This is a genomic window from Nodosilinea sp. LEGE 07298 (assembly GCF_015207265.1).
GTDB lineage: Bacteria > Cyanobacteriota > Cyanobacteriia > Phormidesmidales > Phormidesmidaceae > Nodosilinea.
On record NZ_JADEXE010000037.1, the window covers coordinates 20216 to 35395 of the forward strand.

14 protein-coding genes are annotated in these 15180 nt (G+C 53.8%); 9 read left to right on the plus strand and 5 right to left on the minus strand.

The genetic code is table 11. From position 1 onward, the window contains the following. Nucleotides 1-13 precede the first annotated feature (13 nt). Both ltrA and IQ273_RS07585 read right to left on the minus strand, forming a co-directional pair. A complete protein-coding gene (ltrA, locus tag IQ273_RS07580) occupies nucleotides 14-1864 on the minus strand; it encodes a group II intron reverse transcriptase/maturase (protein ID WP_228052524.1) in 1851 nt (616 codons plus the stop codon). Nucleotides 1865-2401: 537 nt separating this feature from the next. Beyond that, complete coding sequence (locus IQ273_RS07585; RefSeq protein ID WP_194022565.1) at nucleotides 2402-2998, minus strand: hypothetical protein; 597 nt, start codon at nucleotides 2996-2998, stop codon at nucleotides 2402-2404. Nucleotides 2999-3338: 340 nt separating this feature from the next. Between IQ273_RS07585 and IQ273_RS07590 the strand changes: the two genes are divergently transcribed. Both IQ273_RS07590 and IQ273_RS07595 read left to right on the plus strand, forming a co-directional pair. Then, nucleotides 3339-4049, plus strand: coding sequence for a response regulator transcription factor (locus IQ273_RS07590; protein WP_194022566.1), 711 nt, complete (start codon nucleotides 3339-3341; stop codon nucleotides 4047-4049). After that, on the plus strand, nucleotides 4042-5220 hold the full coding sequence (locus IQ273_RS07595) for a cell wall metabolism sensor histidine kinase WalK (RefSeq protein WP_228052527.1): 1179 nt from the start codon (nucleotides 4042-4044) through the stop codon (nucleotides 5218-5220). The genes IQ273_RS07590 and IQ273_RS07595 overlap by 8 nt, the downstream gene beginning before the upstream one ends. Here IQ273_RS07595 and lepB read toward each other — a convergent pair. Further along, nucleotides 5184-5747 (minus strand): signal peptidase I, encoded by a 564-nt coding sequence (gene lepB, locus IQ273_RS07600; RefSeq protein WP_194022567.1) that lies wholly within the window; start codon nucleotides 5745-5747, stop codon nucleotides 5184-5186. The two genes, IQ273_RS07595 and lepB, sit on opposite strands and share 37 nt — an antisense overlap. Nucleotides 5748-5815: 68 nt before the next feature. Between lepB and IQ273_RS07605 the strand changes: the two genes are divergently transcribed. Further along, nucleotides 5816-6028: a hypothetical protein gene (locus tag IQ273_RS07605; RefSeq protein WP_194022568.1), complete on the plus strand. Its 213-nt coding sequence runs from the start codon at nucleotides 5816-5818 to the stop codon at nucleotides 6026-6028. Here the strand turns inward: IQ273_RS07605 and IQ273_RS07610 are convergent. Together IQ273_RS07610 and IQ273_RS07615 are read right to left on the minus strand one after the other, a co-directional pair. Beyond that, nucleotides 6025-6549: a hypothetical protein gene (locus IQ273_RS07610; protein ID WP_194022569.1), complete on the minus strand. Its 525-nt coding sequence runs from the start codon at nucleotides 6547-6549 to the stop codon at nucleotides 6025-6027. The genes IQ273_RS07605 and IQ273_RS07610 overlap by 4 nt on opposite strands. Before the next feature lie 8 nt (nucleotides 6550-6557). After that, the gene (locus IQ273_RS07615; protein WP_194022570.1) at nucleotides 6558-7025 is read right to left on the minus strand and encodes a hypothetical protein; all 468 of its coding nucleotides are present in this window, start codon (nucleotides 7023-7025) and stop codon (nucleotides 6558-6560) included. Nucleotides 7026-7803: 778 nt separating this feature from the next. Between IQ273_RS07615 and IQ273_RS07620 the strand changes: the two genes are divergently transcribed. The 6 genes from IQ273_RS07620 to IQ273_RS07645 all read left to right on the plus strand — a co-directional run bounded on the left by IQ273_RS07620 (nucleotide 7804) and on the right by IQ273_RS07645 (nucleotide 15120). Continuing rightward, nucleotides 7804-8097, plus strand: coding sequence for a hypothetical protein (locus IQ273_RS07620; protein WP_228052528.1), 294 nt, complete (start codon nucleotides 7804-7806; stop codon nucleotides 8095-8097). Between the two features lie 714 nt (nucleotides 8098-8811). Continuing rightward, nucleotides 8812-10089, plus strand: a complete 1278-nt coding sequence (locus IQ273_RS07625) for an alpha/beta hydrolase (RefSeq protein ID WP_194022572.1) — start codon at nucleotides 8812-8814, stop codon at nucleotides 10087-10089. A gap of 499 nt (nucleotides 10090-10588) precedes the next feature. Continuing rightward, the gene (locus tag IQ273_RS07630) at nucleotides 10589-10996 is read left to right on the plus strand and encodes a hypothetical protein (protein ID WP_194022573.1); all 408 of its coding nucleotides are present in this window, start codon (nucleotides 10589-10591) and stop codon (nucleotides 10994-10996) included. Between the two features lie 277 nt (nucleotides 10997-11273). Beyond that, nucleotides 11274-11861: a hypothetical protein gene (locus IQ273_RS07635; protein ID WP_194022574.1), complete on the plus strand. Its 588-nt coding sequence runs from the start codon at nucleotides 11274-11276 to the stop codon at nucleotides 11859-11861. A gap of 201 nt (nucleotides 11862-12062) precedes the next feature. Beyond that, a complete protein-coding gene (locus IQ273_RS07640) occupies nucleotides 12063-12584 on the plus strand; it encodes a hypothetical protein (RefSeq protein ID WP_194022575.1) in 522 nt (173 codons plus the stop codon). A 397-nt stretch (nucleotides 12585-12981) separates the two neighbouring features. Then, nucleotides 12982-15120, plus strand: coding sequence for a cation:proton antiporter (locus IQ273_RS07645; RefSeq protein WP_194022576.1), 2139 nt, complete (start codon nucleotides 12982-12984; stop codon nucleotides 15118-15120). Nucleotides 15121-15180: the final 60 nt, after the last annotated feature.

Here is a 15180-nt window from a genome sequence, read left to right on the forward strand (position 1 = left end):
GGCCATGGTTTGGTTAGAGTCGAACATCGGATCGCTCCAATGAACTCTCTTTCAAAACCGGACGTGAGAGTTTCCCCTCATCCGGCTCCTCAATGAACTGACTCGGCCCTAGGAAAGCTGAACATGACCCGTCCGTTGCCGTTTTGAGATCATGGCAGTGGCCATGGAGCAACTGGAGATTGTCAAAGGTCTCTGGTCCGCCCAGCGATAACGGCTGGATGTGGTCAACCTCGACCAGGTCATGGAACGTGATGTGAAGTCCGCAGAACGCACATTTACCCCCTTGCTTCTGGAGCAGCCTGGCAACCCGAGGGGAGATGCCGGGATAGCGCCCCATTCGCCGTGACCAATAAGCCCAATCCCCGTCATAGGGAGACTTCTGGTTCTTCAGAGTCGTGTAGACGGCGGTGCGATGCCGGATATGACGGGTTAGCTCCACGTCCTTGGCGGCAAACGTCCATCGTCCTTTAGTTCTGATTTGCCAGTACTTTTCGGCCACTTTTCGGGCTCCTCGTCCGGTGCAGCGGTTCACGGCCCAGGCGCGGAGCTTTTGGTAAGTAAGGAAGTCGGCTTTAGCCAGTTGAGAGCGAGCATTGAAGTAGCCAAAGTAGGTCGCCCATCCCCGAATCACAGGATTCAGGGCATGGATTAAGGCCGCTTGCGGCGCGTGGCTATACTGCTTGATGATCTCTCCCACGGCGGCCATGTGCCGTTTGAGGCTGTCCTGACTGGGGGTGACAAAGAGCTTGAATCCTAGGGAGCGACTGATGGCACCGCTCCGATAGTTCCCTTGCATCACGCGGGAAGCGCGATGCTGGCCCACCGAATGTTGTTGAAAGTGGTACCCCAGGAAATCGAATCCCACATTCCCCTCAACCGGAGTCAAGGTGTGGGTGATTCGCGTCTTCTCCGGATGAATAACCAGCCCCATGTCTTGCAGCCAGGTCGTTAATGCCTCAAGGCAACCCTGAATGACGCTCAGGTCTTCATGCAGAACGACAAAGTCATCGGCATATCGAACCAGTTTTGGGGACAGAATATCGCGGCATTTCCCGTCAATCGTCCGGTGATGCCGGGGATATTGCTGCTTGAGATAAGCCTCCATGCCATGCAACGCAATGTTGGCTAGCAAGGGAGAAATGACACCACCTTGAGGCGTTCCGCGTTCCGTGGGGAACCAGTTTGCCCCTTCAATTACCCCCGCTGAGAGCCAGGCTTTAATCTGACGCCTCAGGCTGGGAAAGGTGTCGAGCTTATCCAACAACTTGCTCTGATCAATTTGGTCGAAGCACTTGGCGATATCCGCATCCAGCACGTATTTGGCTTTCTGCTGGGTCGCCTGTTGAATTGCCCTAAGGGCGTCTTGTGCTGAGCGACCAGGTCTGAAACCGTAGGAATGAGGCTCAAATTTGGCCTCCCACTGGGGCTCCAGGGCTAGTTTGACCAGGGCCTGGCGAGCCCGTTCGGTCATAGTCGGAATCCCGAGGGGCCGTTTTTCCGTTTTCCCTGGCTTGGGAATCAGTACCCGTCGAACCGGGGCTGATTTGTCGCTCAAGGAGAGGTTTTGGGCCAGTTGCAAACGTTGAGCTGGGGTGAGGGATTTGACACCATCAATCCCGGCTGTCTGCTTGCCTCGGTTGTCCTGAGTAACCTTACGCACCGCCAGGCAGCGAGCTGCCCATGACCGCATCAGGGTCTTTTGCAGTTTGTGAACGGTTTTCACATCACCATTCTGTTCAGCTCGGTAAATCCTCGTTTGCAGCTTGAACACCTTCGCCTCTAGCTGTCGCCAGGGGAGGGTCTTCCATTCCACTGTGGGCGCGTTGGCCCCAGTCTTAGACGTTTGGACTGTGACTTGATTCATTACCATCAGTTCATCGTGTATCTGTTGGCCTATCCTGGGCATTACCCCAGGCGTTTGCTTTTGATACAATCCCGCCCGCTGAGGGCTTGTAGCTTGGCAGCCGACTCTGACGTTAGCCAGAGAGCGCCTCAGCGAGTTATTCCGTTCCGAATGACCATTGTTTGAATCCTTAGGGCGATGCTCTCCACCGGGTTGATGGGAAGTGCAGACTGGTCGAGACTGGAATCGCCAGTTCCCGTTTGCCTTGCCGTTTTGGCCTGGGCTGCTAACCGTCGTAGCCCACTTGACGTAACGATGGTTCTGACGCATCTTCGCTTTCGCTACCCATAGATTCTTGCTAGACAGATTGCCGAGTACGGTTCTCGGAAGGGCTGCCGTTCATCCCCGCTTCACCCGATTGAGAGCCAGTCGCACGAGTGGGGGAAGTGCTGTCACCGTTGCACTCACGGGGTAGGACTTACACCTACATGGTCATTCAGTTGTCAAGGTCTAAAGACCTTGCGCCTAATCCTCTGAAACTCAGGTGAGTTCCAGTTTCTAGGCAACGGCTCGCACCCAATCGTCATCATTCCTCACTGAGTTGATCACCCGAATTAAGGAGACGCCGATGTAGAGCACAAACAGCGCCCGCAGCACAGCAAAGACGATCGGAATGGCCGCCGCTGCATCTGGGAACTGAGTGGTGAAGAACTGCTCCGCCGCCTGAAAGAACAGCGCCTGGCTGGGCGTTGCTGCACTGAGCCAAACGCCACCGCCGAAGGCAATGGAGAGCACCGGCAGGGATTGAGCGCTCAGCCCCACCCGCTTGAACAGTTTTTGGACAGCGGGATTGCTGCGCAGTAGGGCTTTCACGGTCATGCTAGCCAGACCAAAGAGGCTTACCCCCAGCATGAAGGCGGGCTGGTGTAGAATCAGCTCCAGACTGAGGACGCTGCCCGAAATCAGCCAAGGCGTCAGCTTTTTGAGCCGCTGCCGAAAGGTCACCGAAAAGAGCGTCGATAAATTCCAGCGCTGTTTGAAAGCCGATGGCGTATCGGTAGCGGGAGCATTCAAAGGCAGTGAATAGGCCAACGGAATCTCGCCATTTTTGTCGTTTGTACAGTCGGGATTTAGGGCGATACATGGTGAAGTCATGGAAGTTTTCTCATTGAGTGGAAGGGATAAACCATCAGGGTTTGAGCCTGATTTACTCAAGAGATTAATAGGCCGTTATGGCTCATCTGTGGAAACGATCAGCCAATTCTGTGACACCTAAACTGACCTAATTATTGAGAATTGTAAAAGTTTAGTCTCCGAATATTCACGGGATCAGAGAAATAGGTCAGGATCCCAATTAGACGCTATGCCCTGAGCGATGGCCATCGCCCCAGAGAGCTCCTGTGCTATGCCATCTCATTGCCTCAGCGGCAGCGCCTAAATCTGGTTTCGCTTCGCTACGCTTCAACACTACTCCTCACACTAACCTTCAATACCAATGCAAATTCTCGTCATTGAGGATGAAGTCAACGTGGCTTCAATGATTCGGACGTGCGTAGAATCTGATGGCTATATCTGCCACGTCACCCACGATGGTCTCCAAGGACTGTCAGCATTTCAAACCTATCAACCCGATGTCGTTTTACTCGATTTACGAATGCCGGGAATGGACGGTTTAGAAGTCTGTACTCGCATTCGTCAGTCTAAAGCAGCGAAAGATCCCTATATTTTGATGCTGACCGCAAAAGCCGATGAAATGGACCGAATTATCGGTTTTTCAACCGGTGTTGATGATTATCTGGCCAAGCCGTTTAGTCCCCGTGAACTGCTGGTGCGTATCCGCGCCTTGCTGCGTCGCGAAATGCGGCAGCAGGAAGCGGAGGACGATCCCATCGAGACGCCTCACTTCCTCATTGACACCGCCAAACGCGAGGTCTGGGTCAGGTGGGAACCCAACCAGCCCCAGTCAGTGACGTTGAGCGCTGTGGAATTTGATTTATTGGTAACGCTCGCTAAAAGCACGGGGCGGGTCTGGAGCCGCACTCAACTGCTCGATCAGGTGTGGGGCATCGATTACCTCGGTGACGAGCGCACCGTCGATTCCTACATTAAGCGCATCCGCAAGAAGCTCAGCTTGGAGGCTAAACGACCTCAGTTCATCCGCACTGTATCTGGGGTGGGCTATAGCTTCAATGACAGCCATGAGTAAGCCCGGCGTCCGCAGGTCATCGCTGAACCTGCGGATGCGGCTCGTACTGTCCCATGTTCTAGTCGGGGCGCTTAGCGTGGGCATGATTACAGCGATTTCTCACTTCTACAAATCCTTCGCCTTCACCCGCGAGGTTTACCACCTTCAACAAGGCATTGATTTAGAGAAGGGCATTCGCGAACGGGAAGCCTTCTCAAACCAGGATGTCCTCACTCGATTTCACCGGGTCAACAATCAAGGCACCCTATTTTCGGTGGCGATTACCGTCCTCGCTCTAACGGCTTGGGGCTGTACCGTCGGGCAGCTTATCGTTTATCCTCTTGGCGAAATTGAATTAGCTGTTCGCCAAGCGGCGGCTGGAGACTTAGCGACACGGACTCCGTCCAGCTCTATCCCAGAAATTCATCGCTTAAGTCTCAGCATCAACAGCCTGATCGCTAGCCTGCATGGCGTTGAAGAACGCCGACAGGAACTGATGGCGGATCTCGCCCATGAACTGCGAACGCCCATGACCGTCATCTACGGCTACGTGGAGATGTTTGAGGATGGGCTGCCGGTTTCACCCGACATCACCCGACAAATGCTGAGCGAGATGGAGCGCTTGGAACGCCTGATCTGCGACATGCTGGAACTCTCCAAAGTGGAGGCCGGACACCTTCCCCTTTACCTGGAGAGCTTTCAGCCCTTGCCAGTCCTCCATAACGTTCTCCAAATGCTCCGTGAGCAAGCCGTATTGGCCCAATCTCAGCTTCAACTGCATTGCTCGGATGACCTGCCCGAGATCTTCGCCGACCCGGATCGCTTTAAGCAAATTCTGATCAATCTGGTCAGTAACTCCATCACCCATGCCGCATCAGGCGCTGTCACCGTTCACCTTTGGACTCAGGCCAATGAGTTTTGGGTAGCTGTTAGCGACACCGGGGAGGGCATTGCCCCTGAAAACCTGCCTCGGGTATTTGAACGATTTTGGCGGGGCGACAGATCCCGCAACGTCAATGCGGGCAGCAGTGGTATCGGCTTGGCCATCACCCAACGGCTGGTGGAATTACAAGGAGGGCATATCGAGGTCGAGAGCGAATTGGGCAACGGAACTATATTCCGATTCTGGCTCCCGATCTCAACCCCCGAACGGCCTCAAGACGCCACCTTGCCCCAGTGCGTCAGCGGGTAATAGCACCAGACGGCATGACCGATGATGTCCTCAGCCGGGACAAAGCCCCAGTAATGGGAGTCATAACTGTGGTTCCGGTTGTCGCCCAGCACAAAATACTGACCCTCCGGCACCCGGATCAGCCCAATTCCATAGTTGGGTGGAGCTTCCACATAGGATTCTTCGAGGGCTTTGCCATTGACAAAGACCTTCCCGGCTTTGACCTCGACTAGATCTCCTGGCAGACCAATGATGCGCTTGATCAGATCATCGCGGAGGTTCTGCGCCAGCAGTGCCGGAGGCGCTTTGAAGACCACCACATCGCCTCGCTGGGGGGGATGAACGTGGTAGCTCAGTTTTTCGACGATTAGATGATCTCCCACCGACAACGTCGGCACCATGGAATCAGAAGGGATAAAGCGGGTCTCTGCCACAAAAGCTCGAAGCCCCAGCGCCAGCAAAACGCCAACACCCAGAGTTCTCGCTGCCGTCAGCCAGCTCGATGAAGGCGGTTGGTCTGGAAGTCCTGAATCGTGAATGTCATTCATGGTGATGACCCAACAATTTTGTCTAATATGGCGACATATCAGCTCACTCAGAGCGGATGAAAACCGCTATGTCATTCCCCAACGTTGATCTTCATTCCCTTCACAAGGCTCTGGGCTGGGTTCTAGCTGGAGCCTTAGCCGTCATTGGTATTAGCCTGCTGTGGCACGTTCCCTTGATGGGCCTGAGCTATCTGGCGTTAGCCCTCATCCTTTGCCCCATCGTGCGAGGGCCGGTTTGGGCCAAACTCCTCATCGCCTTCGTGGGGCTGATCGCCCTCTAGCCCTGACTCCAGATATTTTTGTGGGCCGCCTGGGCGGATAGTTCGGCTTGCTGAAGCATCTGTACTATCTCAGCGGACATTCCATCGAGCTGTCTTGGCTCTAGCTGCGCGACGCCATCTGACAGCAGAATTTGCTGGATATAGCCCCCGGTCGGTAACTGAACCAAGGCGTTAGCCGGTGAACTAGATTGCTTAGGCTTGGCGACGGTAATAATGACCTGGTTGTGCGACGCCTCCAGCAGCATCGAGAGAATGCCGGTGGCTTCACGTTGCCACCGTTCATCGGATTCAGCGAGCCCTGCTAGTTGAAATTGAACAGGTGGCTGATGGGGTAGATGAGCCGTCACCATAAATCCATCAACCCGATCCACTGTGTAGACGGCATCCGATGAACTACTGCCAAACAGTCCCAGCCGCTCCCCTTGCACCAGCACTAGAGGAACGCCCAGCTTGAGCCCCAAAGGCAAGCACAGTGCGAGTCCATAAAGGAGCGGAGTCAAGCGCTTCCGAAGCAGTTTCATTGCTCCTCCTAGAAAAGTTTGTAGAAGAGAACTGCCTTAATCCGGCCCGAGAGCCTATTCCAGAAGGAATGCTGATTCTCTTCAGCGCCCCCTGTGTCTGGCTGACCCATCTGGTCAATCAGTTGCAGCAATTTTCCAACTTGATGTTTTGCTCTTTCCAGTTCCTCAAGGGAGACCGGACATTGGCCAATTTCAGTCAAAGTGACTTGTGCGCCCTGAATCTGCTCCTCGAACTGTTCCCACAGAGATGCTTTCTCCGTCTCATCCTCCACAGCGGCGGAGATGTTCTGGAAAAGCATCATCAGATCCACAGGTGCCCCTGAAGAAGATTGAGCCGTAATGGAACCGGCGATTTGGGTGGCCAAGCCACTCAGCTCCCCACACATTGCTTGGAAAATCTCAGCCTCCTGCGGCGAAAGACCTTGCAAAAATACCGGACTCGCAAGCAAGTCCTCTAATCCCTGGTCATGAGTCATGGCCCTGCTAGCCTCCTCATCTCAGTTGATGCTCCTGAGTCTAGGCAGGGAATAAGGCTGAGATGTGGACATTAGAGAGAAAATATATGGCCGTTGTTACTTGTCTAACGCTGCCCGAACTGAATGGGTTAGTTCGGCCAACCATGAAAAAGTGCAATTGTACTATCTACAAAAGAGCATGGATCCGAAAGTTGTGAGTCTAGCAATCGGACAAATGTTCTACTTGAGCCAACTTGACCAAAATTGCTTGAAAGATACCCGAACTTTTATTTATTGGGGTAAGTTTGGGGTAAACGAGCAAATAGAAGGCTGAAACCCTTGCATATCATGGATGAGGCGAGGACTGAAAATCCTCGTGTCGGCGGTTCAAGCCCGCCTCCTGGCATCCAGTTAAATCAAGCGAAAAGCCCTGAATCTAAACGGTTCGGGGCTTTTGCATTGGGGTCTCAGATTTTCGCGTTGCCCCTTTTTGGACATCTTTAGGCGAGTTTGGGGGACGGATTGGGGGATTTTTTTGGGGGAATATCCGGACGCTAGCCCCCGTGCCCAAAGACAGGAGTAGTACAGATGCTCTTTATTCCCCGGTGCTGCTATGTACTCGGCCACCCTAAGAAGCAAAGGCAAAAAAGGCTCCTGGGCCGTGTGATCAAATCAAACCGTCTCGTTGCAAACCTTGGCGCTTTACGGCCAACGCTTTGGAGGGATAGAGCACCATTTCAAGGATTACAAGTCAGCAGCCTTGAATGTCCTTGATTCAGGTCTCCGTGATGCTGCCGTCTTGACCCGCTTGTTTATGCTGCTGGATTGTGCCTATCTGATTGCCCTGGTGTTGGGCATGATGCTGGTTAAGGCGGGCCGACGGACTCGCCTCAATTGGCATGGTGATCGGGGCTTGAGTTTTCTGCAACTCGATCTGCGGGAACGGGCTCGGCTCGGCTATGCGCGACTGCCCTTGCCTATCCTCCAAGCCTTGCCTAAATGCAATCCACCGCCCGCTGGGGCCTCTCAGTGCAAACGAGACGCCTTAGACTGCCGCATTGAGTTTTCTAAAGTCGTTTCATTCTCATTTTGAGACTGCCGCAGAGTTTTCTGCACCACTAAGCCTTGACCCCCAGCGTTCACAAGAATGCCACATTTATAATTTAAGGTTGTCACTTAAAGTAAGAGAGGGGTTTTGTCAGACTACTAATGCACAGAAGTGCGATCGCGGGGTGTCTCCCCAAGCAATATCTATCGATCAGTTTGGATATCTCACTATTTTAGACAAGCATTTCATCCAGTAGCATTGTCGCTTTAGAGAATTATTGCCATGCGTTATTCATCCAGAGATTCAAGCTACGAGACTGCTTCCTCTGTACCTAAACGCTGGCGTTCAAATTTTGACGATGAGTCAGAGGCCGATACAGCAGAAGCACGCCCTGAGCTGGATAGAATTCTTAAGCATGGTTCATTCAATCGTGCGGGAAGACCTAGAAAAAGTCGAGATTCTGAGTAGGTAATGTGAACATAGCAATTAGCCCTATACCTTTTGAAGGTATACAGATTCGATACCAGATTACTACCCCAACCGGCACTATATAGAGTGCCGAAAAGCTAATTGAAGTGCTGCCCAAGGTCAGATAAAAGGCCAAACGGCCTCGTGAATCCTGACTATAGGCTCATCGGCTCGCTGTCCTTGTCTCAGGTCTTGCCACCTGGCACATTTTCTTGATGCCTTTCTTGTGCTTACCCTGCCATTCGATCCCAGACTATGATCACTGGTAATCGATGTTTGTAGGAAAACCCTATGCGTGCCGCCCGGCGGACCTCTCAGCAGCAGCGCCCGAACGCATTTCTCGTTCGTAGCGGTCAAGCCCTGGCCTGGCTTTTGGCGGGGAGTAGTCTTGGCTTGAGCCTTTGGATTATCGTGCCAGCGCCCACCCGATTTTTGCTGCCGCTGGGCGTAGGGGCACCAGAAATTAGCCCCTGGCTAGCAGGCTTAAGCGCGATCGCCGCAATCGCCGTCTGGCTCACCCATTTCAGGGGAAAAGTAGCCGCGACTCGTGAAGCAATCCCGGCAGGAATCGCCCTGGGTACCTGCGCCATCGCCCTAAGCTTGAGCCTGCTGCCGCTGACTCAGGTCTCTAGCACCAGCGATCGCATTGCGGCTGAAATGCGATCGGTCCTGGGTCCAAACTATTTGGCCCACGTTCCACCGTCGCTTTTGGATAGGCTGCGGCCCCAACCCTTTCAGCTCCAGGCCGCGCTTGGGGGTATAACCCCGGCCTCGGAGCCGATCGCCATCGAGCGAGGGATTGTGTTTGCCACACCGGCTGACGTTCCTTTAAGGCTCAATGTTTACCGGCCCTCAGCGGCGGGTACCTACCCTACCCTGGTTGTGATCTACGGTGGCGCGTGGCAGGGGGGTAGTCCCAATAGCCAAGAGACCTTTAGCCGCTACATGGCGGCCCAGGGCTATACCGTGGTAGCGATTGACTACCGCCATGCCCCGCAGTATCCCTTTCCGGCTCAAATCGAGGACGTGCGCGCTGCCCTTACTTACCTTAAAACCCATGGGGCAGAGCTAGGTGCTGACCTCACCCGCTTGGCCCTTATGGGGCGATCGGCTGGGGCTCAGCTGGCGGCGATCGCCGCCTATCAACAACCCCAAATCATCCCGATTCGAGCCGTGGTTAACTACTACGGGCCGGTAAACTTGACCACAGGCTACGACAATCCCCCCGTCCCAGACCCCATTGATACCCGCGCCGTACTCAGGGCTTTTTTAGGCGGCACTCCGGACCAGGTACCCAACCTGTACCGCCAGGCCTCCCCCATCAACTATGTGCGGCCCGGTTTGCCCCCCACGCTGCTGGTGTATGCGGGGCGCGACCATGTGGTGCAGGCCAAGTACGGGCATAACCTGTATCGCCAGCTCCAGGCCACCGGCAATCAGGCCGTTTGGCTCAAAGTTCCCTGGTCAGAGCATGCCTTTGACATTCTTTTTAATGGCGTTGGCAATCAGGTAGCGCTGTACTATACCGAGCGCTTTTTAGCCTGGGCGCTCTACTCAAGCCCCCTCTAAATGTGTGGGCTGCTTCAAACATAGAATGGGTTAGCAATAGCGTAACCCATGCAGGTATTGGGTTTCCTGCCTCAATTCAATCTACATCGACTTATGTTCAATATGTACGTTCAATAGGGCCTGCCTACCTGGGCATGCCCTACTGTGTGTTGCCAAGCAATCTTGGGGGCGGTACAAATTATCGGGATAAGTTGTACCTCTAGCCATCCAGTTTCGGAGAGCCAGACAGTGTCAGAATCCTGCCGTAGGTGCCCTTTGAGAACGCTATTCAAGAGGGAGATCTGACCCTTCTTTCTATCTGGAGAGGGACGTTAGCGTCAGCGCTTTTGCGTAGGCTACTGGAATCAAAGTGATTGTGAACTCGCACTGGGAGGGCTGGCTGGCAACTTTTCTTGCAGATCAGAGTTTGCCTTTACAAAAGACAGCCCTATTTTGTAGAAAAGCCTCAAAACCAGTCCTGTTTTTCTTGAACCTATTTCTTTTTTGAAAGGATAAAATCATGGCAGATCGTACGTTTTATGCCTCGCTGAAAGCTATTGCCAAGCGCCTTTCTGTGCTGCTGGTGAGTGTGATGGTAGTGTTTGGCTTTTCGCAGACCGCAGCGCTGGCAAATTCTACGACTCCAGGACTAGAACCAGGCTCTAATTCGCTGATGGCGCTAGCGGCTTCGTCTCGCTTTGCCGCCGAGGCCGCCTTTGAAGGCGAAGAAGCAAAAATTTCTGAATCAAGACTCGAAAAAATGCGCGAACGCCGTCGTCAGTGGCAAAGTGAAGTTTCCGCCAATGCCGATACAGAAAACGAATCAGAACCTTCGATAGGTGAAGCGGTTAAAGACAAGCTTAATCTCGAAGAAATTACTCAGGAGAATGAAATTGTAGACGATTTGGTGCACCCCTACGGTAAGTAAAGAGCGCTGCTAGATAATTGGATGAGCCCTGTAGAGGCAAGTGGGTGGTTCGCCCATACAGGGTTCATGGCAATTTTTGATTCAAGCGGGTGCTCAACAGCGCCAGATCTAGTCTGTCGACGAATTTCTATCGATTTCAGGATGTTAATCGCTGGCTTGGCTGTCACAATGTATCTAAGTCAAATCCAAGTCTAGACGTCGAGCCTGGTCGCTAGAAACGCTGCTGGTTCTGAAGATCTCGAGCGTGACTTGGTACTGAAGTCAAAATTTTCGTTTCATGATTCACACTCCACTTTCCATCTTTCGTACTGCGATCGCGGCCTTGGCCATCGGTTCTACCGCGCTGGTTGGAGCAACCTCCGTTGCTGGTAAAGCCGTTGCCCTGCCCAATTCTGGCGTTGCGATCGCTCAGGCAACCGCAATTCCTACCAGCAGCGTGCAGCAGGAAACCCTTTACCTCAGCCCCGATCGCGCCTATTCTTACAACCTCACCGTCGAACAAGGCGTAACGGTAAATGGGTTGTATCTGTCCCCTGGTGCCGAAATTCAGGGCCAGTACGTGCCTGCAGAAGGCGGACTGCGCTACGACGCCAACTCAGTGATTGTGGACGGACGCAGCTATCCGCTGAATGCGTCATCTGGGGTAATGGAAGATGTTAAAGACCCTCGTGATACCACTGCGGGCTCGATTGCTGAAGACGCGGGGATTGGCGCTGCCGGTGGCCTGGTCTTAGGTGAAATATTGGGTGATGCTGGCTTGGGTGCTATTGTCGGTGGTGCTGCCGCAGGGGCCGCAACGGGCAATATCACTGCCGATCGCGTGGTTGTAGTCGAGCCTGGTGAACCCATCAGCCTATATCTATAAACCCGTGAACCAGGGGCGATCGTGGAGTGCATTATCAGTTTGAAACGCGCTCCGTGATCGCTGTGAATCATAACCAAGTTATAGCTAAATCTCCTATTCGTGACTGTTGATAGAGATGTACTTCCTTCGACTGATGGACGGCGGAAGAAAGTATCTTTCTAACAATGAAGACAGCACATCATCACGGAGAATTTAAATATTATGTCTACAGTATCTAAATCCAATCCTGCGCCCAATCCTGTCCGAAGAGGGCTATCGCTTTTGGGCAATAGCCTGCTGCTGCTGTCGGTGCTAGGCGTGGCTAAGGTCAACGCCCAGACAGCACCTACGGCCCAGCCTTATGAGCCTGCTTACACTGACGCTCCAACGGAGACCCTGCCACCGCTGCGCACACGCCTAATTCCAAGAGGTTCGATTGCGCCAGTACGGGGAGAAGTAACCATTACCCTGCGTAATATGGGTGCCTCTGAAATTACCTATGAGGCGATCGCGGCTACCGATCCACGCACCCTGGCCAGTGGCGAAGAGGTAGTTCTATCTGGCCTCAGCGCCCCTACAACAATCGCGTTCTATGAAAAGGATGGTGGACTAACTCAGGCTACTATTTCGGATGTTTCTTCCCGAGATGACACTTTTACCGTGGAATTTACTCAGGCTCCGTCTTTGAGTGAAGACGATAATTCCATCGTTCTGCTGGAGACTGGCAATATTTTCTTGATGTAGAAAATGCTGAGTGGCGTTGCTAAATTGAGGCATGACTTTGGGTAAGGGAAAACGACCATTTACCCCTGCAAGAAACGTTGAATTTTTGATTCATACCTGTATCTAGCATCCCCGCTGAGGTGATGCCTAATCAACCGGTTAAAAGAGTACGTAGCTCAGCTGCGTACTCTTTTAGAATGCCTGCGCTGCATTTGCTGCTTAACAAGAGTTTATTGATAGCCAACGCCAAAATGGTCAGAACATTCTCTTCACTCTTTTGGGGCAAAGTCTTTCTTTGGGTAGAGAGACAGAACTGGTGAGGAGCCTGAATCTTAGTAGAACAGACTAAGCTAAATCCCTTCACAACCCCCGCAGCCAGGTCCCTAGCGACCTGGCTCTCTCTATGTTAGGCAGCACTATGGCGCTTTTCTTAGTAGAACCTGTCTCCGAAACGTTACGAGAACCGATCACAACCTTTGTGCTGCTGCTAGCGATCGTGCTGGTTACGCCGCCTGTGTTCGAGCGCTTCAGGCTGCCGGGCCTGGTTGGGCTAATTATGGCTGGGGTGCTGTTTGGCGGCAGCGGGCTGGGCTGGCTCAACCCCGACTCCGACATCATGTCGCTGTTCGCAGAGATTGGCAAAATCTACCTCATGTTTGTGGCCGGTCTCGAAATCGATATGGCTCTGTTTCAGCGCACCCGCGATCGCTCCCTGGCCTTTGGCCTGATGACATTTGCCATTCCCCTGGTGGGCGGTATTGCGATCGGGCTGCTGTTCAACTTTGGCTGGCTGGCGGCGGTTTTAATTGGCTCGCTGCTGGCTTCCCATACCCTGCTGGCCTACCCCATCGTGCAGCGATTGGGCATTGTGGGCAACGAGGCGGTAACGGTGACTGTGGGGGCGACTATCTTTACCGATATTGGGTCGCTGCTGGTGCTGGCCATTTGTCTGGGGGTGAACCAGGGCGACTTTTCGGCCCTCAAGCTAGCCACCCTGCTGGGTTCACTGAGCCTCTACACGATCGCGGTGCTGGTGGGCCTCAAACAGCTCAGCAAGCTGTTCTTTCGCAAAACCGGCAAAGACGAGGGCAACCAGTTTTTGTTTGTGATGCTGTCGGTTTTTCTCTGCGCGCTGGTGGCCCAGCTGATTGGGGTTGAAAACATCATTGGGGCCTTTCTGGCCGGGCTCGCCATCAACAGCGTGATTGGCGATGGCCCGGTGAAGGAAAAAACAGAATTTCTGGGCAGCGTTTTGTTTATTCCGATGTTTTTTGTGGCCATGGGGCTGCTGCTCGACTTGCAGGCCTTTGGGGATATTCTGCGATCGGTTGAGCTACCGCTGCTGATTGTCGGCGTACTGCTGCTCACCAAAGGACTGGCCTCCTTTGGGGCTCGCCTGCTTTACGGGTATAGCTGGGCCGAAACCTTGACCATGTGGTCGTTGTCGATTCCACAGGTGGCGGCGACTCTGGCAGCGGCGCTGGTGGGCTACGAGGCCGAAATTATTAACTCAGAAGTGTTTAACAGCGTTATTTTGCTGATGCTGGTGACGGCAATTTTAGGTCCGCTGGTCACCGCGCGATCGGGCAAACAGCTAATCGAAGACGATGCCCTAATCGAAACTGAAGTGCTCGACTGGCTGCCGCCCCCCAGCGACATTCCCGAGTCGTTTACGGTGGTGGTGCCGGTCTACAACCCCGACACCGAGCAGCGGTTAATTGAGCTGGCCGCCGCTGTGGCTCGCTACGAGAACGGGCGCGTTATTCCTTTAGCAGTGGCTCTAGCGCAGCCCCAGATGGATTCGCCGCAGCTGGCAAGAGCAGTAGCCCACAGCCGCCAGCGACTGGAGATCGCCGAAACGATTAGCGCCAGCTTAGAGGCCGAGATCAGCCCTCGTTTGAGAATTGAGTACAGCGTGGCCCAGGCCATTTCTCACCTCAGCCGCGAAGAAAACGCCAACCTGATTGTGCTGGGCATGGGGGCGCGATCGCGTCTGAGAGGACGGCTATTTAGCAACATTCAAGATGAAATTCTCTGGTCGGCCCACTGCCCGGTGGTGGTCGCCCGTCTGCTAGAGTCGCCTACAAACTGCAAGAGCATTTTGCTGCCGATTGAGAACCTATCCCCGGCGGCGCTGCGTACCCTGCGGTTTGCCCAGGTGCTAGCGAGCCGCAATCAGGCCAAAATTACGCTGCTTCATGTCCACAGCCCGCGGGCCTCAGAGCTACAGCGCAACCGCCTGAGCAAACAGCTAGAACTGCTGGTCAAGCGGTTGCCAATAACCGAGGTTGAAATCGAGATTTGCCTCTTAGCGGAAGACAATGTGGTGTCTACGATCGTCAAAACGGCATCGCAGTACGATTTGGTTATGCTGCGACTGCAGCGTCGTCGGGTTGGCAACGGGCTAACCGTGGGGGCCAGCACCACGCCCCTGGTCGATCAGCTGACGGGCTCAGTTATTTTAGTCGGTGAGCCGCACCCGCAGCGCCGCGATCGCCCCATTCGCCGCGATCGCACGGCCTTCAAACTGCAACCCAAACCTTCCGCTTCTGACTAGTATTCTGCGGCGCAAGTTCAGATACTATTCTCCGGGGGCTAGGGAGCAGGGGGGCTAGGG

Excerpts from the sequence above, each read along its gene's own strand:
- IQ273_RS07590 (WP_194022566.1), top strand. The coding sequence starts at position 3,339 with ATGCAAATTCTCGTCATTGAGGATGAAGTCAACGTGGCTTCAATGATT.
- lepB (WP_194022567.1), bottom strand. The coding sequence starts at position 5,747 with ATGAATGACATTCACGATTCAGGACTTCCAGACCAACCGCCTTCATCG.
- ltrA (WP_228052524.1), bottom strand. The coding sequence starts at position 1,864 with ATGAATCAAGTCACAGTCCAAACGTCTAAGACTGGGGCCAACGCGCCC.
- IQ273_RS07610 (WP_194022569.1), bottom strand. The coding sequence starts at position 6,549 with ATGAAACTGCTTCGGAAGCGCTTGACTCCGCTCCTTTATGGACTCGCA.
- IQ273_RS07595 (WP_228052527.1), top strand. The coding sequence starts at position 4,042 with ATGAGTAAGCCCGGCGTCCGCAGGTCATCGCTGAACCTGCGGATGCGG.
- IQ273_RS07645 (WP_194022576.1), top strand. The coding sequence starts at position 12,982 with ATGGCGCTTTTCTTAGTAGAACCTGTCTCCGAAACGTTACGAGAACCG.
- IQ273_RS07615 (WP_194022570.1), bottom strand. The coding sequence starts at position 7,025 with ATGACTCATGACCAGGGATTAGAGGACTTGCTTGCGAGTCCGGTATTT.
- IQ273_RS07605 (WP_194022568.1), top strand. The coding sequence starts at position 5,816 with ATGTCATTCCCCAACGTTGATCTTCATTCCCTTCACAAGGCTCTGGGC.
- IQ273_RS07625 (WP_194022572.1), top strand. The coding sequence starts at position 8,812 with ATGCGTGCCGCCCGGCGGACCTCTCAGCAGCAGCGCCCGAACGCATTT.
- IQ273_RS07635 (WP_194022574.1), top strand. The coding sequence starts at position 11,274 with ATGATTCACACTCCACTTTCCATCTTTCGTACTGCGATCGCGGCCTTG.
- IQ273_RS07585 (WP_194022565.1), bottom strand. The coding sequence starts at position 2,998 with ATGACTTCACCATGTATCGCCCTAAATCCCGACTGTACAAACGACAAA.
- IQ273_RS07630 (WP_194022573.1), top strand. The coding sequence starts at position 10,589 with ATGGCAGATCGTACGTTTTATGCCTCGCTGAAAGCTATTGCCAAGCGC.
- IQ273_RS07640 (WP_194022575.1), top strand. The coding sequence starts at position 12,063 with ATGTCTACAGTATCTAAATCCAATCCTGCGCCCAATCCTGTCCGAAGA.